The 19,508-nt window shown below is 50.9% G+C and carries 13 protein-coding genes; 12 read left to right on the forward strand and 1 reads right to left on the reverse strand.

Features of this window, described 5'->3' with window-relative positions; translation table 11 throughout:
• The first annotated feature begins 91 nt into the window (after positions 1-91).
• The 12 genes from ACFPOF_RS11085 (at position 92) to ACFPOF_RS11140 (ending at position 18,390) form a co-directional block, all read left to right on the forward strand.
• Complete coding sequence (locus ACFPOF_RS11085) at positions 92-1,030, forward strand: ABC transporter permease (RefSeq protein ID WP_378132482.1); 939 nt, start codon at positions 92-94, stop codon at positions 1,028-1,030.
• A gap of 27 nt (positions 1,031-1,057) precedes the next feature.
• Complete coding sequence (locus ACFPOF_RS11090) at positions 1,058-1,942, forward strand: carbohydrate ABC transporter permease (RefSeq protein ID WP_378132484.1); 885 nt, start codon at positions 1,058-1,060, stop codon at positions 1,940-1,942.
• 155 nt (positions 1,943-2,097) lie between these two features.
• Positions 2,098-3,669, forward strand: coding sequence for an extracellular solute-binding protein (locus tag ACFPOF_RS11095; RefSeq protein WP_378132486.1), 1,572 nt, complete (start codon positions 2,098-2,100; stop codon positions 3,667-3,669).
• 75 nt (positions 3,670-3,744) lie between these two features.
• Positions 3,745-5,994: a hypothetical protein gene (locus ACFPOF_RS11100; RefSeq protein ID WP_378132488.1), complete on the forward strand. Its 2,250-nt coding sequence runs from the start codon at positions 3,745-3,747 to the stop codon at positions 5,992-5,994.
• Between the two features lie 24 nt (positions 5,995-6,018).
• Positions 6,019-9,717 (forward strand): carbohydrate-binding protein, encoded by a 3,699-nt coding sequence (locus tag ACFPOF_RS11105; protein ID WP_378132490.1) that lies wholly within the window; start codon positions 6,019-6,021, stop codon positions 9,715-9,717.
• 133 nt (positions 9,718-9,850) lie between these two features.
• Positions 9,851-11,575 (forward strand): sensor histidine kinase, encoded by a 1,725-nt coding sequence (locus tag ACFPOF_RS11110; protein ID WP_378132492.1) that lies wholly within the window; start codon positions 9,851-9,853, stop codon positions 11,573-11,575.
• 22 nt (positions 11,576-11,597) lie between these two features.
• Positions 11,598-13,184, forward strand: a complete 1,587-nt coding sequence (locus ACFPOF_RS11115; RefSeq protein ID WP_378132493.1) for a response regulator transcription factor — start codon at positions 11,598-11,600, stop codon at positions 13,182-13,184.
• A gap of 127 nt (positions 13,185-13,311) precedes the next feature.
• A complete protein-coding gene (locus ACFPOF_RS11120) occupies positions 13,312-14,622 on the forward strand; it encodes an ABC transporter substrate-binding protein (protein ID WP_378132495.1) in 1,311 nt (436 codons plus the stop codon).
• A complete protein-coding gene (locus ACFPOF_RS11125; RefSeq protein WP_378132497.1) occupies positions 14,619-15,539 on the forward strand; it encodes a carbohydrate ABC transporter permease in 921 nt (306 codons plus the stop codon). Before ACFPOF_RS11120 ends, ACFPOF_RS11125 begins: the two co-directional genes overlap by 4 nt.
• Positions 15,529-16,365: a carbohydrate ABC transporter permease gene (locus tag ACFPOF_RS11130; RefSeq protein WP_378132499.1), complete on the forward strand. Its 837-nt coding sequence runs from the start codon at positions 15,529-15,531 to the stop codon at positions 16,363-16,365. The genes ACFPOF_RS11125 and ACFPOF_RS11130 overlap by 11 nt, the downstream gene beginning before the upstream one ends.
• A gap of 34 nt (positions 16,366-16,399) precedes the next feature.
• Positions 16,400-17,299 (forward strand): alpha/beta hydrolase, encoded by a 900-nt coding sequence (locus ACFPOF_RS11135; RefSeq protein ID WP_378132501.1) that lies wholly within the window; start codon positions 16,400-16,402, stop codon positions 17,297-17,299.
• Entirely contained in the window at positions 17,296-18,390 is a 1,095-nt protein-coding gene (locus ACFPOF_RS11140; protein WP_378132502.1) for a serine hydrolase domain-containing protein, read from the forward strand. The genes ACFPOF_RS11135 and ACFPOF_RS11140 overlap by 4 nt, the downstream gene beginning before the upstream one ends.
• A gap of 388 nt (positions 18,391-18,778) precedes the next feature.
• Here the strand turns inward: ACFPOF_RS11140 and ACFPOF_RS11145 are convergent, their stop codons facing one another.
• Positions 18,779-19,483: a hypothetical protein gene (locus ACFPOF_RS11145; RefSeq protein ID WP_378132504.1), complete on the reverse strand. Its 705-nt coding sequence runs from the start codon at positions 19,481-19,483 to the stop codon at positions 18,779-18,781.
• Positions 19,484-19,508 lie beyond the last annotated feature (25 nt).

The raw sequence follows: 19,508 nt of genomic DNA on the forward strand, positions 1-19,508 counted from the left end.
GGATTTCAAAAATGTCGGATTGCCGCAGCAGCTGCGCGGATGGTTAGATGGGGATGCAAACGCTCTCATTAATCCGCAGGAGGCATGACCGATGCAATCGGAATCTTTAACCGTAACAAACAAGAAAAATCGCATTGGCGGCAACGGAATGTTATACGTTCTCGCGCTGCCGGGACTGATCTACCTATTGCTCTTCTGCTACCTTCCTTTGGGCGGGCTGATCATTGTTTTCAAAAATTACAACTTTATCGACGGCATCTTCGGAAGTCCGTGGGTGGGACTGGACAACTTCCGGTTTTTCTTCTCCAGCTTCGATAAGGCGTGGAGAGCGACCCAGAACACGGTCATTCTGAACGGCATGTATATCGTATTCGGCACGATCGTTTCCGTTGCGCTTGCGATTATGTTTAACGAAATCCGCCGCAAAAAATTTCTGATGATTACGCAATCCATCTCGTTCTTCCCTTATTTCATCTCATGGGCGGTTGCGGGCGGCTTGCTGCTCACCGTCATCGACTTCGACAAAGGGACGCTGGAACAGTTGATCGCGTGGCTGGGCTTCGAGAAAATCGACTTTTTCACGGAAGCGAGTTACTGGCCGGCCATCTTGACCGTCGCTAACGTCTGGAAATTCGCCGGCTACAATTCGATTATTTATTTCGCGGTACTGACGAACCTCGATCAATCGTATTACGAATCGGCCTCCATTGACGGAGCCTCGCGCTTGCAGATGATGTGGCGCATTTCGATTCCGTTGCTGAAGCCGACCGTCATCATCTTGACGCTGCTCGCGATCGGCAGAATCTTTTACGGCGATCTGACGATGATGATGGGTTTGACGAATTTGAATCCGATGCTGTTTCCGACGACGGACATTATCGATACGTTTGTCTACCGCACGGTGATCAAAAACGGCGAATTCGCCATGGCATCCGCAGTCGGACTCTATCAATCGATTTTCGGATTCATTCTCGTGTACGTGTTTAACTACGTGTCGGGACGCTTCGACAAGGAATACAAGCTCTTCTAAGCCGCTTCGAGAAAGGAGGGACTTCGTTTGAGGACGAGTCTGTCAGACAAAATCTCATTAGGGATCATGTACGCGTTAATCCTGCTATTCGTAGCCTTCTGCATTTATCCGCTTCTGCTCGTGCTTGCCGTGTCGTTCTCCAAAGAAAACAACGTCATGACGTACGGGTATGCGCTCATTCCGAAGGCGTTCAGTCTGGATGCTTACTCTTACGTTTTCAATAGTCTGGGCAACAAGCTATTGCGAGGCTACTCGGTTACTTTGTTCGTGACCGTCATGGGGACGGCGCTCAGCGTCTTCGCGACTTCGACTTACGCGTACGTCGCATCGGTCAGGGGTTTCCGGTTCAGCAACCTGTTCAGCTTCTTGGCCTATATTCCGATGGTGTTCAGCGCCGGGATTTTGCCGTGGTACATTTTGCTGACGAAGTATTATCACCTGATGAACAATATTTCCGCGTTGATTGTTCCGATGACGATCAATTTGTTCTACTTCTTCTTGCTCCGCAATTTCTTTAACGCCGTGCCGGCGGAAATGGCGGAAGCGGCGAAGATCGATGGAGCCGGTCATATGACGATACTCTTTCGCGTGTACTTCCCGATTGCCAGAGTCGGGATCATTACGATCGGGTTGTTTTATGCGCTGACGTACTGGAATGATTTCTATCTGGCGCTTATGTTCATCACGGAACCGAAGATTTACCCTTTGCAGTTCTACTTATACACCGTTCTCGCCAATCTCGATTTCCTGAACAGTCACGGGGGAACCGCGATGGGGAATTCGGTAAAGGCTCCGCTGGAGACGACAAAGATGGCTTTAACTACGATTACGATCGGGCCGATCATCGTGCTCTATCCGTTCATGCAGCGCTTTTTCGTTAAGGGCGTCGTCGTCGGCGCCGTGAAGGGTTAACCAGCTATAACGTAGGTTGTTAGGCGGCGAACACGCTAAGGGCGGGCCTTTTCGAAAGGCGCCAGAAAATCGCTCCCCTTTGTCGAACCGCATGCCTTTACAATATAGAATGACGCCTTGCCGCTAATCGACAAAGAAAACAGGGAGGCATTACTGTGAAACGTTTTGTAAACATGGCTTTAATGATCGGGGTTGTTATGCTTCTGATCGCCGGCTGCTCGTCCAACAAAGAAAACGGTACGGCCAGCGATTCTCCTCCGGCTTCTTCATCATCCGCTTCGGCGTCGACCGCGGAGCCGTCAGGTAGCTCATCCGAGGCCCATCCGGGGAGACCGGCGGAATTCAAGAAAATCAAAATGCTGTCGCTCGGCGACGAATCCGCGCGGATGAAAGAGTTTCTCGCGGATATCAACGTGAAGCTGAAAGAAGAAATCAACACGGAGCTCGAAATCCAGTACGTGCCTTGGTCTGCTTACGGCTCCGGTCAGCAAATCGATCTGATGCTCGCATCCGGCCAGGATTTCGACTTTACTTTTACCGATCCGACTTGGTTGAATCAACTCGTTCAGAAGAAAGTCGCATACGATCTCACGGATCTCGTGGAGCCGTACATGGCCGATCTCAAGAAAAACTTGACGCCGGAACACTTCGAACAATTTACGATCGGCGGCAAGCTGTATGCCATTCCGATGGGATACTCTCCGTTGTCCGCCAACAGCTATTCGATTAGCGTCCGCAAAGACCTGATGGACGAAGTCGGCGTCAAGAGCATCTCGACGATCGACGAACTGTATAATTTCGCAACGCTTGTGAAAGCGAAACACCCGGACATGTACGCGACGCCGAACACGCCGTCTTTCGTGCAACCGTACATTCGCGGCTTGTCCGATCAGAATTACACGTGGGATGAAGTGTCGAAGTATTTTCTGACGGACGAGAACTCCGCAGAGGGCAACCTCGTGTCTTTCGTAGACAGTCCGGAATTCAAAGCCCAAGCGGATTTCTTCCGCAAGATGTACGAGAACAACTTGATCTCCAAAGATATTTTGACAAACAAAGCAGCTACGAAAGACTTGTTCACGTCCGGCAAATACATGTGGATGCAAGGGCGCAGCGGCGGCAATAACCTCATCGAAGTGCTGCCGCAGCTGAAGGAAAACGTGCCGAACGCCGAGCTTTACGAGGTTATGTTCGCACCGGAGAAGCCGAAAATCAAAACCGGCTACGCAAGCACGGCGGTGATGGTGCCGGCTTACTCCAAGAACGCAGACCGCGTAGCCATGCTGCTCAACCTGATGCAGAAGGATCGCGAGAACTTCCTGTTCTTCGTGTACGGCATTCAGGACAAAGACTACAAAATCGTGAACGACAAAGTCGAGAAGATCAACAAGGACGAGTTGATGTTCCAATGGGCGCTCTTTAACGTGAACTACCCGGTATATGAATCGACGTTGCCGGACGATTTTATCGCGATCAACAAGTCGTGGGATGAAGGCGCGGTCGCGTCGAAAATGTTCGGGTTCTCGCTCGTTTTGGAGCCGGTTAAAGTGCAGAAGGTGAAGCTGGACGCTGTGTTCGATGAACGAATCAAGCCGATTCTCGCGGGCGTCATCAGCTACGACAAAGGTTTCAAGAAAGCGAAAGCGGAAATGGAAGCCGCGGGATGGAACGAGTACTTCGCTGAAGTACAGAAGCAATACAAGGCGTTCCGCGCGACGAAGCAATAACGAGATCAGAACATCACGAAGAGAGGGTTCCGTTGCGAGACGGAATCCTCCCGTATAGACGGAGGTTTATGACGAATGGCGCATCATTTGCTGGCTGGCATCCCCGACGAGCTGACGAGATTTACGCAGTTGCCGAACGAAAGGGGACATAATGCGGCCTGGGATTTCCGACGTTCCAAGGAAGGCCGATTTTTCGTATCGGTATGCGGAGAAGGGGATGACCCGGTGTCTTCTTTGCTCTGCGAATACGTTCCGGAGACGGGGGAAGTCAGGGAAATCCTCGATGTCGCCAAGGCGTGGATCGTCGATCCGGCCCAAATGCCGCCCAGCAAAATCCATACCTCGATCGATTTTCTGCCCGACGGCAAGCTGATTATGGCGACTCACAATACGGCGCCGGCGCCGAACCACCCGAGATGGCTGTATGAACAACATTACGAGCACGTCTGGGAAGGGTATGCGGGATCGATCGTCATGATCGTCGATCCGGATACGAACGACGTGCGCGTGCTCGGTACTCCCGTGCCGAGGGAAAGCATCTACGGGGGCATTCTGGGAGACGATCCGCGTTATTACTACTTCTTAGGCTTTATGCGCGGTCATTTCTACCGGCTTGATCTGCTCACGAACGAAGTGAAAGATTACGGCAAAATCAGCGAATTCGCGTCGTGCAGACTGATCAAGGACGCTCGTGGACGAATTTATGGCGGCGCTTACACCGGCGAGCTGTGGCGGTTCGATCCGGAGACGGAGCGCATCGAGGATCTGAAGATCAGCTTCCAATCCGAATACGGCACCCGTTACAGAAGGATGATGATTTTCGCGCTTAACACGCCTCGAAACACGCTGTTGTTCATCTCCAACATCGACGGGGACGTCATCGAGATCGATCCCGAGACCCTTGAAGTGACGCGGCACGGTTTCGTGCATCTCAGACCGCGGCAGCCTCAGGCGAAATATTTAACGCATACGATCGGCGGCGTGGCGGCGGATGACAATTTCGTGCTGTATTACGCGCTGGAGTCTCACCACGACGCGGAACTGATGCGTTTGGTACGGTGGGATATTTTGAACGGGGGAGAGCCGGAAAATCTCGGGTTGATCTCGCCTGGCGGCAAGCAGGCTTATTACATTTGCGAGATGGAGTTCGACAATCGCGGGCTGCTTCACATGGTGGAAGTGTGCGGCGAGTATTCTCCGTATATTCTGACCGTAGATACGAAACGATTGCAGCCTCCGGGTGAAGACGCTCCGCTTGCTCTGATCAAGCCGCAGCAGTTGCCTAACATGCACATGGTCGAAAACCGGGCCTACGATATGCACATCGAAGCGAACGTGATCCGCACGTTTCCGCTGCATCAGTTCGTTCCATGGAAACATACCCCTTTCGTGCATTTGGTTAAAGGCTCCGACGGGCTCGTCTACGGCGTGACGGGAAGCGAGAGCGTCTGCATCGTCCAGCTCGACTTCACCTGCATTGCTCCTCTCCGTTTCGATGAGTTGTATGCGGGCGGGGCGGCTGTGTCTTGCTTGGACGGCGAAGACGATGAAATTCTCGTATTAACGTCCGATCTTCGGTTGCTGCGCGTAAACCTGCTCTCGATGACGATCTCAAGCAGCCTCGTGTTGGGAGATGAACGCTATAGCCGAATTCAAGGCAAGCTGCGGAAGGACAAGCTGCTGCTCAGCGATGCGGAAGGTCAATTATTCGTGTTCGGTCTGAACGACTCGAAGACTGAACGGCTTGCGAACGTCAAACTTCAAGAAGCGTACGGTCACGTTGCGATCGTCGATAAAGACGAACTGCTACTCTCCGGATGGGCGGACGAAATATTATCGTACCGGATATCCGAGAAGCGGGCGACACCGCTCGGTGTCAGGGCCGCATCGATCAAGGGACGAGCTTTCCGCGCGACGATGACGACTTCGGCCAGACTGGACGACGGCACGTATGTATTCGGTACCTATGACGGCGTCTTGTTCACGATGTCTTCAGACAGGTCCTGCACGGTTGGCTACGGCAGATTGTATGCGACGGGAGAGCTGAGAGGGTTAATTCGTATTTCGGGAGACCGGGTAGCGGGCATCTACGGCGGGGAAAGAGATGCCGGGCACGTCATCCTGTACTCCCGGAATGCGGGATTGCAAGATCTCGGCAGACCGCGGGTCGTCAAGGAAACGAGAAGTTTGGAGCACATCGATTCGGAATGGGCGAGCATACACGAGATATCTTGTTTGCTCTACGAGGCTGAAGGGGATCGGCTGTACGTGGCTTCGGGCGAGCAGTTCGGCTGTCTGATCCGGTACGGGGAATTCACAGTTTGATAGACGATGAGGAGGAACGATTGCATGAAGAAAATCAGTTATGCAGTTGCACTTGGCTTGTCCGCCATCGGAATGGTATTTGTCTCCGACAAGGCGCACGCAGCGGAAAAGACGGTTTATTTCTCCGACACCCACGAAATCTTGCATGGCAATCCCTATTCGGGAATGGCTTTCGATATCAACTCGTCCCAACCGGGCGGGGGGCCCGGCTATACGTTCACGAACGATCCGGCGATTACGGATTTTATCAACGGCGTGAAGACGATCCCGCAAGATGCGGACATCGTTCGTCTGCAGATCGCCTGGGCGGACTTCGAACCGACCGACGACGGTTTTACTTGGGATCGCTTGGATGCGTTCATGAAACGGATTAACGAACAGGGGAAAACCGTCGAATTCCAATTGCTCATGTCCGAAGCGCCGGATATCGCCAACGATCCGAGCGTATTCGCGTATGAATATCCCCCGTCATGGCTCTTCGATGTGAAAGGCGCATCGTACCGTCTCGCGCCGTATAACGGGATCTATCACTCCAAGCAGCCGATCTATTACGATTCGATCTTCCTGGAAGAGCTCGAAGAAGCTGTTGACGCGTTCGCTGCACGATACGACACCAATCCGGGCATGGCCTGGGTCGATCTGAGAGCGTTCTCGCTATTCGGCGAATGGTCGGGCTGGAACGATGCGATGAACTTCCCATGGCCGGATAATGCTACGCGCACGAATACGCTGCGCAGCATTATCGACATCTACAAGAACGCTTTCACGCAGACGATGGTCATGATGCCGAACCCGGGCGCGGATGTCGTCTCCTCCGACCCCGACGCGGACACGCAAGAGAAGCGCTACAAGGCTTTCGGCTACGAGTACGCGGCGGCTAACGAGAATTGGGGATTCCGTTCCGACACGGTGAACAGCGCGTTCCCGTGGATGAACTACGGGACGGGAAGCGAGAACGTATGGATCAACCGCTTATTGCGTCGCGATCACATTCAAGTATCGGAAGGCGCGGGCTGGGACAGCGGCATTATGCTGAACAATCCGCGTATGGTCGTGAAGAACGCGATTGAAGCGTACCACGCGAATTTGCAAGGCATCAACAATACGAGCTTCGCCTATTGGGAGCCGATGAAGGCGGCTTACGGGGAATGGTTCACGACGTTGGCGCGATATTCCGGCTACCGGTTCGTCATGCCGAGTGCCGAGTATAACGACAAGGTGGCGGCGGGCGGCGATTTTACGCTGACCCAGAAGTGGATCAACAACGGAACCGGGTTCAGTCCGAAAAACTACGCGTTGAAAGTGTATTTCACCGATCCGTCCACCGGTGCCGTCGTATGGAGCGGAACAGACGCTTCGTTGAATCAGCGAAAGTGGTTCAAGGGTGACGTGAATCAGGTGCAATCTTCGTTTGACTTGCCGAGCACGCTGGCCGCGGGCACTTACGATCTCGGAATGGCTTTCGTAGATGCGAACGGCAATCCGATCATTTCGCTTGCTATGCCGAGCGGCAACGGCAAAATCTACAAGATCGGATCTGTCGAAGTCGCCGCCTCGGGCGATTCGTACGCGAATCCGGCGCCGCAAGCGCAATTCCGCATCGAGAACGAAGATTATACGGGCTCGCAGGGCGCATACGGAGTCGAGCCACCTCCTGAAGGCGGATTCGGGTCCATCTACATGGACGAGACGGGCGAGTGGGCGGAATACAGCAACGTCTACGTGCCGACCGCCGGCAACTATCGAGCTGAATTCAGAATCTCTTCGGAAGCGGGCAACCATTTCCGGGTGCTGGTCGACGGAGTAGATGCGCTCGGTTCCGTGGCAACGCCGGATACGGGCGGATACAACAAATATCGGACGATCGAAAGAACGATCGCGCTAACCGAAGGACGGCACACGATCCGCATCGTCAGAGACGACGGCAGATGGTTCTTCATGAACTGGATGCGGTTTACGTTAAGTAATCCCGACGAAATCCTGATTCAGGCCGAATCGCCAACGCTTCAGGACGGCACTTGGTTGTTCGCGAACGATGCGATCAACGACGACGGCACGCCGGGCGTATCGGTCATCGATACGGGAGATTGGCTGCAGTACGACAACATTCCAGTGGCGAAGTCCGGCAACTATTTGCTCCAATTCCGTTATTCCACGGTGAATGCGGACCCGCTTAAATTCAAAGTCCAGGTGGACGGCGCCGATGCAACGGGCGAGTTGAGCTTGGGAGATACGGGCGGCATCAACGCCATGAAGACGGAGGACTTTATCGTTCCGTTAACCGCCGGTACGCATTCGATCAAGATCGTATGGACGGAAGCTCATTCGAGCATCGTCTGGAACTGGATGAAGCTGAACGTACAAGGCAACTTCTCGCGGACGATCGAAGCCGAAAATTATAACATGCAGTGGAATATGGGCAAGGAATACGCGTGGGAAGGTAGCGACACGGGTGTGGTTGTCGGCTCCTATAATGACAACGGCCAGGCGGTGAAAGCCGTTGGACGTTTCGATCAAGGAGACTATGTCCGGTACGAGAACGTATACGTCCCTTACACGGGATTCTACAAATTCGAATTCAAAGTCGCTTCCGACGAGTCGCAGAACTTCCGCTTCGAAGCGGACGGGGACGCTTATCCCGTCACCGTGCCGAACACGGGCGGCGACGGCCATTTTACGACCGTGTCCAAATGGTTCAAATTAACGGCAGGCATTCATCAATTCCGAATCGTGCATGAGAGTCAACCGGCGGGTACCGGCTTGCTGCTTGATAAGTTTACGATGACCGCGGGCGCGACAAGCGTGAAGGCGGTCGTGCCGAACGGCGCCGCATCTTTGCAAGTCGGTCACTCTTCGCAAGTGACGGCGAAGGCCATCCTGATGAATGGCAGTCAGCAGCCGCTGACGACGGGCGTTTCCTTCGCCAGCTCGGATCCATCCGTTGCGACGTTAAGCGCGAATGGCGTTGTCACGCCATTGAGCTGGGGAACGACGACACTGACCGTTAGCTACGACGGGGTGTCGGGAAGCTACGAACTGAAAGTAACCGATCCGTCCGTCTATCTGTATTACGTCAACGATACGGACCCTGGTATTGTGTACAGCGGTCAAATCGGCAGCGATAGTCACCGCGGTCTGGGCGACTACGGAGACGATATCCATTATTCTGTGGCGAAAAACGATTATTTCGAATATCGTTTCCGCGGCACCGGCATTGCGTTCTTGACGGAGAAATATACGGACATGGGCACCATCGATGTATACGTTGACGGCATCCTTCGGCAAACGATCGATTGCTTCGCTTCGTCCCGGATGGCTCAACAGCAAGTGTTCCGGCTCAGCGGACTTCCGTTCGGCGAGCACACGATCAAAGTCGTGAACCGCAATACGTATTCGGAGTCCGGCAAAATCGCGATCATGGACGCATTCATCGTCGAAGTGCCGAACCCGTGGACGGCTAGCAGCAGTTTAACCGCGCCGAAGGTTGCGGCCAAGAAGCTTGACCTGAAATGGACCGCGGCACTCGGCGGCGCAGACGATTACAAAATTTATAACGGATCCGTCGAGATCGGTCATGTGACGGGCGGCGTAACGAAATTCTCCGTCGACAACCTAACGCGAGGAACGACGTATACGTTTAAGGTCGAAACGAAGCTGCCTGACGGCACCTGGTCGACGAACGGTCCGTCGCTGACCGTGAGAATGAACGGAGCAACGCCATAACCATAATAGAGAAACCGCTGCCGACGCTTAGGATCGGCAGCGGTTTTTTAATGAGCCCTGCACGTCGCGGATATTGTCCATCTCGAGAAAGATGGTGTATGGTTAATTGCAATAAGGACGTCTGTCATGGAGTGTGATTCGCATCCATCTCAAGTTCAGGGACATGCCCCTCAAACGTAAATTGTATTTGTGCATTATTCTATTGATCGTGGTGCCGCTGATCATAACCGGATTTTATTTGAACAACCAATTTGCCAACCTTACCCTTAATAAGTCGAGCGACATCGCTTTGCAGACGTTAAAACAAACGAGGCAAAATTTCGATTCCCTGCTCGCGGACACGAACGATCTTTCGCTCCGAATTCTTTCGAACGCTCAAATTCAAAAATTCATCAAAGAGGATTACAACAAGGCGCTGGATTACGATAGATATTACAGGGACATCTTCTCTTGGCTGAATGATCTAAAAGGATCCAAAATGGTTTTCGATACGATCAGCATTATCCATGGCAATAAAGTTCTTTTTCAAATGGGGACTCTCGATTCCAACGTGAATTCCGAGCATGTGGAGCGAGCTTTGGCGTTAAAGGGGAAGCTTTATTGGGCCGTCGAGGGGGACAAGCTTTATGCATACCGAAGAATAATGGACTTTAGTAAATACGGAAATGACCTCGGCGTCGTTAAAATCAATATTTCGGAAGAGGCCATCTATCATTTTTACCAAGGAATAAACGCTTATGATGCCTCCAATCTGACCCTGGTAGATTCCGCCGGAACGGTCTTGTCCTCCTCGTTGAAAAATAAGATTGGGCACAAATACGAGCCGTTCGATGAGATGAAGAGGAGGATTTCCAACCGAAGCGACGGTTTCTTTAGCGAGAAGATCGGAAACACGAACAATATCGTTTTGTTTTATCGAATCGCTCCTACGAATTGGTTCCTCATTCAGACGATACCGGAAAGCTCGTTTACGCCGCTGAAAACAACGATCAACACCTTGCTCCTGATCGCGATCGCGCTTTGTATTCTGTTTGGTTTTCTGTTTTCACTTATTCAGAACAGTTATTTGATTAAGCCATTGGGCAAGTTGCGGACGGAAATGGCCAAATTGAGAACGGGCAATTTTAACATTCATCTCAACACCGAGTCCAAAGACGAGATCGGGGAAATCAATCAAGGCTTTATCCGCATGACGCAGCAACTGAAGGAAACGATCGACGACGTGTATATTAGCAAAATCAAACAAAGGGAAGCGGAATTAACCGCATTGCAGGCGCAGATTAATCCTCATTTTCTATACAACACGCTCGATTCCATCCATTGGCTAGCTATGAAACATCGAAATTACGACGTCAGCGAGCAGATTGAAGCTCTTTCCGAAATATTCAAACACGTCCTGAGCAAAGGACAACCGATCGTAACGATCCGAGAAGAGCTTGATTTCCTGGAAAATTATATGTTTATTCAGAAAGCCAAGTATGGACAACGAATCCGATTAATGATTAGCGCGGATCCGACTTTAATGGACTATAAAACGCCTAAACTCATTTTGCAGCCGTTAGTTGAGAATGCGATTTTGCATGGGCTTGAAGAAAAGCTTGAAGGCGGCACGATTGATGTTCGGATCGATATCATCGACAACAATGTCCGATTCGTCGTATCGGATGATGGGATCGGGACGGATCAAAAACGGATTAACCGAATGATGAGCGGCGGAGATGGAATACAGGACGTGTTTGCTTTGAAAAATATCGATGATCGAATCAAGCTGAACTATGGACAGGAGTATGGTTTGAAATTCCGCAGCAAGGAACGGGAGGGTACGGTCGTCGAAGTGCTCATTCCGCTGATGACATAAGCTGGATAAAGGGGTGGGAGCTATGAAATTGTTGATTGCGGATGACGATCGGCAAATCCGGGAAGGCATTAAGGATGGAATCGACTGGTTTGCCATTGGAATCGACGAAGTCATGACGGCTTCGAACGGGTTGGAAGCACTCGATATGTTCACTGAATCCCTTCCCGAGATCGTCTTGACGGACGTTAAAATGCCCGGGATAGACGGCTTGGAATTGCTCAAGCGGGTGAAAGAAATCAGGCCGGCAACAAAAGTCGTCATTTTAAGCGGGTACAATGATTTTGAATATTTGAAGAAAGCCGTTCAACTGGACGCGGTCGATTACGAAATGAAGCCGGTCCGCGCCATCAATCTCATCCAGCTCATAAAGAAAATCAAAGAAGATATTATCCGCGAGAAAGTTTCGGAGGAAACGTTCAATAAGTATCGGGAATCGTATAAGGATCTTTTTCTGGACCAGCTTTTCAGTGGGCAAATTAACGATCGGCTGATTATTCTTGAGGGGCTAATGAAGTATTATCGGTTTGATGCGAAAGGGCCTTTAGTATGCGTCTGTTTCGAATGGGATCGGGCTGCCGGCGATTCGGTAGAGGGGCATTCGGCGGCCATGGACAAGCTCCAGGATTTTCTGGACAATCCAGCTGAGGAAGCCAAGTCTATTGCATTCCGAACCAAAGTGGGAGAACTCATCGTCCTTTTCAAATTGGAAACGTCCTCTTATCTTTATTACCGGCACTTTATTCAGGAGATGAGGAACCGATTTACGACCTGGATTCGCGAAATGGCAGCGATGCACGGTGTTCATGCGTCGGCAGGAATAAGCGCGATAGGGAGTGCGTCCGATTTCGCCTCATTGCTTGCGCAAGCGCATGAAGCGCTCGCTTTGAAGCTATATACCGGCCGCGGCTCTGTCCATGGCTACGAGGAATCGCCCAAGCTTGAGCATTCGCCGATTGCGGGTCTTCTCGAGAATGAGGAGTTCAACTCCCATATTCCGTTCGCCCGGAATGACCGCCTGTCCGAAATGATCGGTATCGATTTCGAACAAATAACGGCTGAAAGGAAATATAGCCGGAGAAGCCTGCTCGTCTACTGCAAAAGCTTGATTCAACTGCTCGCCATATCGTCGAGCGAGCCGTCCGTGGAACTGTCGGAATTTCTATGGAATCAATCCGAGCGGCTCGAAGAAAGCTCGTCATTCCACGCCGTTGGCGACTACAGGGATTTTGTTCTTTCCGTGTACCGGGAGGCTTGCGACACCTATTTAAGGCCTAAGAATGCGAACTTAAGCGCGATTATCGTTCGTGCCGAGGACTATATTCGGAAACACTACACTCAGGAAATATCCGTTGAGATGGTAGCGGAGTACGTCGGCAAGACACCGAATTATTTTAGCCACCTGTTTAAGAAAGAAATGGGCGTTTCATTCCGCGAATACGTGAATCGGCTAAGGATCACGAAGGCGAAAGAGAGGATCTATCATTCAACCGATCGCATTTACGAGATAAGCGAACAGGTCGGCTTTTCGGATTACGCTTACTTCACTCAAGTGTTCAGGAAGCTGGAAGGCTGTTCTCCGACAGCCCTTCGGAAATCGAAGATTAACTAAACATTTCGTAGTTTTTTAAAATAGTGGCGACCACAAGAGGACCGTATAATGGGTTTTGTAACGAAGCGCGCTCGTTACGAATGCCGATACGGTTTTTTACTTTCGTGAATATATGGGAGGTCATCACATGTTGATCTATAAAAAAGCGGGCCTATTACTGACAGCGGCCATCAGCACGACAATGTTGTTGGCAGCATGCGGCAATTCGAATTCAGGCTCTAACGGGAGTCCGTCCGCGGGAACCGAAACGGCTTCCTCGTCGCCCGTTCAATCAAATAGCACGGAGCCTGGCGAGAAAATCAAGCTTACGCTCATGATCGCTCCCGTAGATGATCCAAGCGGCAAGAAAGAAGAGGAAATGGTAGCCGAGCACTTTAAAGATAAATACGACATTACGTTCAAGCCATGGGATGCTAACGCGGAGAAAACATTGAAAACGACGATTGCGGCCAATGAACCGATCGACGTAGCGATGTATTGGCCGGCTGCGATGGAGACGTTCGTCGATTCCGATATGGCGTTGGACCTTACTCCGTATTTGGATGAGAACGGCGGGGAATGGAGAAACACTTTCGTCGGGAATGCGTTAAATGCGGGCGCTTATGATGGAAAAGTATATGCGGTTCCTTACGCGGCGGTGTACCCGTTGCTGGAAGTGAATAAAGACATCACCGACAAAGCCGGCGTCACGTTCCCCGACGGACCTCTTAGCTGGGATGATTTTATGAAGGCGCTGGATACGATTCAAGTAAAAACGGGAGTTACGCCTCTCGGCTTGTACAAAGATTGGGGACCGTGGGTGTCGAGAAATAATCTGATTACGATTTGGCCGGACGACGCCAAGAGGAGCGAGTTTGCGTCAGGGAAAATCCCTTTTACCGACCCTCTCGTATTGAAAGCGTTCGATGCTTCGAAAGAATTGTACGACAAATACGTTTATCCGGGCAAAGGCGCGCTGTCCACGACATTGGAACAAGTGAACGTCGCATTTAAAGCGGGCAAAGTCGCGATCAAAGCAGACGTCAACATCCTTGCCGCTCAATCGGTGAAAGAATCGGGCTTAAAAAACATTCAAATCGTAAGCTGGCCGAATATGGGATTGAATTATGTGCTGGGAGGATCCAACGGATATATGGTTCCGGCTAACGTTCCCCACCCGGAAGCATCCGTTGAAATCATTAAATATTTGACCAGCGTTGAAGTGTTGCAAAAACGCGTGGACACCGGAGCGCCGGTAACGATCAACGGAGTCCAATCCGATGACCCGAACTTTGCGCTGTATGCCAAAGATATTGCCAACATTCAACCCGAAGAGATTATCCATCTGTCGCCGAAGATTAGCGATATTCTAAACACGAAGATGCCTGCCAACTATATTTTCAGCGGAAAATCTTCATTGGATGAATTGGAGAAACTCAGGACAGAAGCGACGAAATGAGCACGCTCGAAATGAATATAGCCAAGCAAAAGCCGTTATTGAACGTTAAAACCAGGTGGCTGGGGATTGCCTTCCTTGTTCCGGCTCTGCTGTTCATTCTATTTACGATGGTCGTTCCGATCGGATGGAACGCGGTGATGTCCTTCACGACGTGGAATGGGATGGGCGAGATGAAGGCCGCCGGGTGGAATAATTATGTGGAGCTATTCCAGGATCGGGTTACGTTAAAAGGATTTTATTACTCGGTTTTCATTGCCGTCATCTCGACGGGGATTGCGGTATTGACGGGACTGCTGCTCGCATTGTTGATTAATCGAACGGGGCCCAAAGAGGGTGCGTTCTACCGGCTCATTTTCTTTGCCCCGGCCATGATGCCATTTGTCGTGATCGGCTTGCTGTTTACGTTCATTTTGAGCCCAGATACGGGGTTGTTGAACCAGATTTTCCAAGCCGTTGGTCTTCAGAGTCTTGAGCATGCTTGGCTGGCGGAACCCGGCATCGTGCTCTGGACGATCGCCGTCGTCGGCGGTTGGCGGTTTTCCGGATTCGCGATGATGTTGATGTACACCGCGATCGTGACGCTTCCGGCTTCGATGTTCGAAGCCGCGAAGCTGGAGGGGATGAGTTATTTTAAGCAAATTCGTCTGATCATTATCCCCCTGATCATGCCGACGATCAGTTTGGTTACGATGCTCATGTTAATTATTTCCTTCAAGACCTATGATGTCGTATGGGCGATGACCAAGGGAGGGCCGGGCGATTTCTCCAGGACGGTGCCCGTCCGGATGCTGGATGTCGCTTTCCGTTACAACGAATTCGGTTACGCGGCCGCCATCTCGGTGGTGTTGACCTTGTTGGTGTCGTTGATTATTTATTTGTCTCAGAAGCTGACAAGAGGGAGCGTATATGAATATTAGAAAAGGAGATTCGGGACTGCTCATTCGTCTATTTCTAGTCTCGTTTACGATCGTTAATATTTATCCGCTCTTGTTTACCCTATTTACCTCATTCAAAACTTCCGAAGAGTTTTTCGCGGATATTTGGGCGTTGCCGCAAAAATGGTCGTTCGACAACTATAGTCAAGCGTTCGAGGTCGGCCGGCTGGGCGAATACTTCTACAATAGCGTCGTCATCGCGCTAGTCTCGCTCGTATTAGTGACCGTTATGGGGACGTTCGCGGCATACGCGCTTGCAAGGCTCCATGTTCCGTTTAGCGGTGCTATCGTCGGGTTACTGCTGGTCATTCAAATTTTGCCGACGGAGTCCATGATTTTGCCTTTGTATATGTTGATGTCGAAGCTGAAGCTGCTGGGCGTTACCTATGTCCCGATCACGTCCGCCTATTTAGGGTGGTTGCTTCCAGGAACGATCGTCATTTTGCGCAATTTCTTTCTATCCGTCCCGTCGGAGTTGCTCGAGTCCGCGCGAATAGACGGAAGCGGCGAGATTCATACGATGTTCCGGATCGTCTTTCCTTTATCGGGAGGGGCTATCGCGACTTGTACCGTATTGAACTTCTGTTTCGTATGGGGCGAGCTGCTATGGGCGCAAATCTCGACGTTGACGACGGAGAAGGGGATCCCGATTACGGTCGGTCTTCTTAACTTTCAAGGTCAATACGCTACGAATTGGGGACTCATGACGGCGGCGATCTGCATGATCTTAATTCCGCTTGTTCTGCTCTTCGTATTCCTGCAGAAATACTTTGTTCAGGGACTGACATCGGGAGCGATTAAGGGATAACAAAGGGCCATTGGGAGTGTGGAGGTGAGAGCGAATGATGAATGCGGTTGCGATCCCGTTGTACGAGCATAACGAATATGTTCGACTAGAGGCTTATCTATTGCATAGCTCCAATGAGTTTCAAGTCGGCCGGAATCGTCCTGCTGTCATTGTTTGTCCGGGTGGCGGATACCTCTGCACCTCAGACAGGGAGGCGGAGCCGGTTGCCTTACGATTTGCCGCCCAGGGCTATCAAGTTTTCGTATTGAGGTATACGACTTATTTCAAGGAGTACGTACCGGATCTTGCGGAAAGTCCGCCGGGCAATCCCGATTCGGCTTTTCCGCAGCCGCTGTATGATCTGGCACATGCGTTGCTTATGGTGAGGCGGAATGCCGTGAAGTGGCAAGTTGATCCGGATCGCATTACGATCGTCGGCTTCTCCGCCGGCGGTCATTTGGCCGCGAGTCTTGGCGTTCATTGGGCTGACGATTTTCTTCATGAGAGGTTTAACGTGGATAGAGAGCTTTTGCGGCCTGACGCTCTTATTCTCGGATATCCTCTCGTCGATCATTCGCTTGCGATGAAAGCGGAGAAGGATGAGTCATTCAGAAAGCTGGTCTATCAAGCCCACTTCGGACATTCCAATCCTACGCCAGAAGAACGGAAGGCCAGAAGTCCCGTTCATTTCGTTACTGCTCGAACGCCGCCCACTTTCGTATGGCACACCGCGGACGATGACCTTGTCGACGCTCGCAACGCCATGAAGTGGGCGCTCGCTTTAGCCGAGCATCATGTTCCGTATGAGCTGCATGTATTCGAAAGCGGCGTTCATGGATTGAGCTTGGGGGATGAAACCTCGGCGGCCGAAGAAGTGCATGTGAATGCCGGCTGTAGCATATGGTTTGAACTAGCATTAACTTGGCTGAGAAGAAAGGATATATTTCTAAGATGACTCTTAGCAGATTTAATCGGATAACAGCGTCTATTGAGCAGCGTATTCAAGATCGGAAGCTGGCGGGTGCCGCCTCGCTAGTCGCGTGGAATGGCCGAATTGTGCACAATGAGGTGCAGGGTTTCGCCGATGTGGAATCAGGGAAGCCGTTGGAACGGGACGCGATTTTTCGGCTCGCCTCGATGACAAAGCCGATCATAGGAGTGGCCGTTGTGAGGCTGGCGGAAGAAGGCCGAATAAAGCTGAGCGACCCGCTTGGCAAGTTTGTTCCCGAATTTGCCGAATTTGCGCGAGATTCAACCGACAGAGGAATCATCATTCACGACCTGCTTACCCATAGCTGCGGATTGGGGCAAGGGCCGAACGGATTCACAGAGCTGCTCATGCCTGGGCCAGGTGATACTTTAGCCGACCATATTCCGAAGTGGGGGAACGTGCCTCTGGATTTTCAACCGGGATCGCAAACGGGATACAGCCCTATCGCCGCCTTCGATATTTTGGGAAGAGTGATCGAGATTGTTTCCGGGATGCCGTTAGATCGATACTTGCAGCAAGTTCTTTTTCAACCTTTGAGGATGAAAGATACCACATTTGCGCCAACGGATGCACAATGGCAGCGAGTCGTTACGATGTATGAAAGTACGGATGAGGGGCTTGCGAAGTTTAATGATCAGCAAATATTGTTCCATCCTCATTATTTCTCCGGGGCGGGCGGTTTGTTCGGTACGCTGGATGACTATTATCGCTTCGCGCAGATGCTGGCGGGCGGAGGGGAAGTTAACGGATGCCGGATTCTAAGCGAGACGTCCGTGCACGCGATGAGGACAGCGCAGTTGGCGGATACAATCGCCGGTTTCCCGGACGGGCAAACATGGGGGTTAAGCATGCGCGTCATTACCGATCGGGCAGCAGCGGGAACGTTTTTGTCGGAAGGAAGCTACGGTTGGAGCGGGGCATGGGGAACGCACTTCTGGGTAGATCCTACAGAGAATCTGGTGGCCGTGCTTATGATGAACCTTGCTAACGCCGGAGGCGCCGATGCTGAAACGGCTCGCGAGTTTGAAGAGGCTGTTATGCGATCAATACAATGAAGCGTTGTGAACCAAGGGGTTATCTCAAACTACCATGGCCAAGCGGCTACCACCATGAATGAAAATGTACTTGGCCTGTGATACTGTTTGTTCCATACTGGAACTGCAGGTCACAGGCCGATACTTTTTTGGTAGGACATACTCCGGTCCACTGTATCCCGCGAGCACACCCAATTGTGCAATGAGCACGTGTATAAAAATTCTTTTACACCGAGGTGTTCGGAGAAAATACAGTATTAGACACGTAGCCCTTACCCCTTGAATTTTATACTTTCTAATATCCGAAAAAAGGTACAGACCCTCAAAATAATGAGAGTCTGTACCTTTTCATTCAAACGACTTTCTAGTGGCTTCTACAATCTTCACCTGTCTACCGAAGGGGAGCATATCACAGAGAGACGTAACCTGAATCGTTCCACCAGCGGGTAGAACTATATGGAGTAGTTCCCGATTTGTAAGAGAAATCTCCGCCAATATATGCGCTCACATAGACAAAGGCGCCTCCTCCATTTGCACTAAAATGAGCAGAAGAGGAGTCAGTGCCCTCTGTACCTTCATATAGTTTCTGTTCCATAAAAACTTGAGTTCCTAAGACGACTCCATACATGTTCACCTGCAATCTAGATTTAGTTTTCAGGTTTGTGGCCGTTTTACCGGAAAATGGCGTTTGATAAGTGACGACGTCCGCCAATACTTTCCAGGATAAATCTTGGATAGTTAATGATTGCCCATTATGGCCTACTATTTGCATCATGATGTTGTTATCATTCCAACTCCGAGCTTCTTGTGCTGTAGGTATGCTCATAGGCACCACATTATTGCCCAGCTTGCTATATGAAAATAACTTTTCATCTGATTTCTTTTTTTCTTCCTCAATACGGATAAGATTTTCCAAATCTTCAATTCCGCCTGCAAGCTCTTTTCTAATTGTGGTGACTTTTATACCATTTTCCAAGTATTCAACTTCAGTAGTTTCATTTAATACTTTGAGACCATCGAATTGTTTTTCTTCAACTTGCTGCTTTGCAGATACAGTTCCCATAGCAAATGCAAAAAATAGTACGATTGACATCAAAAACTTGACAGACTTCATTAAAAATCCCTCCAAATGTGGTAAA

The sequence above is a fragment of the Cohnella soli genome (genome assembly GCF_042655525.1).
Taxonomy (GTDB): domain Bacteria; phylum Bacillota; class Bacilli; order Paenibacillales; family Paenibacillaceae; genus Cohnella; species Cohnella soli.

Excerpts from the sequence above, each read along its gene's own strand:
- ACFPOF_RS11085 (WP_378132482.1), top strand. The coding sequence starts at position 92 with ATGCAATCGGAATCTTTAACCGTAACAAACAAGAAAAATCGCATTGGC.
- ACFPOF_RS11105 (WP_378132490.1), top strand. The coding sequence starts at position 6,019 with ATGAAGAAAATCAGTTATGCAGTTGCACTTGGCTTGTCCGCCATCGGA.
- ACFPOF_RS11130 (WP_378132499.1), top strand. The coding sequence starts at position 15,529 with ATGAATATTAGAAAAGGAGATTCGGGACTGCTCATTCGTCTATTTCTA.
- ACFPOF_RS11100 (WP_378132488.1), top strand. The coding sequence starts at position 3,745 with ATGGCGCATCATTTGCTGGCTGGCATCCCCGACGAGCTGACGAGATTT.
- ACFPOF_RS11135 (WP_378132501.1), top strand. The coding sequence starts at position 16,400 with ATGATGAATGCGGTTGCGATCCCGTTGTACGAGCATAACGAATATGTT.
- ACFPOF_RS11145 (WP_378132504.1), bottom strand. The coding sequence starts at position 19,483 with ATGAAGTCTGTCAAGTTTTTGATGTCAATCGTACTATTTTTTGCATTT.
- ACFPOF_RS11125 (WP_378132497.1), top strand. The coding sequence starts at position 14,619 with ATGAGCACGCTCGAAATGAATATAGCCAAGCAAAAGCCGTTATTGAAC.
- ACFPOF_RS11120 (WP_378132495.1), top strand. The coding sequence starts at position 13,312 with ATGTTGATCTATAAAAAAGCGGGCCTATTACTGACAGCGGCCATCAGC.
- ACFPOF_RS11140 (WP_378132502.1), top strand. The coding sequence starts at position 17,296 with ATGACTCTTAGCAGATTTAATCGGATAACAGCGTCTATTGAGCAGCGT.
- ACFPOF_RS11115 (WP_378132493.1), top strand. The coding sequence starts at position 11,598 with ATGAAATTGTTGATTGCGGATGACGATCGGCAAATCCGGGAAGGCATT.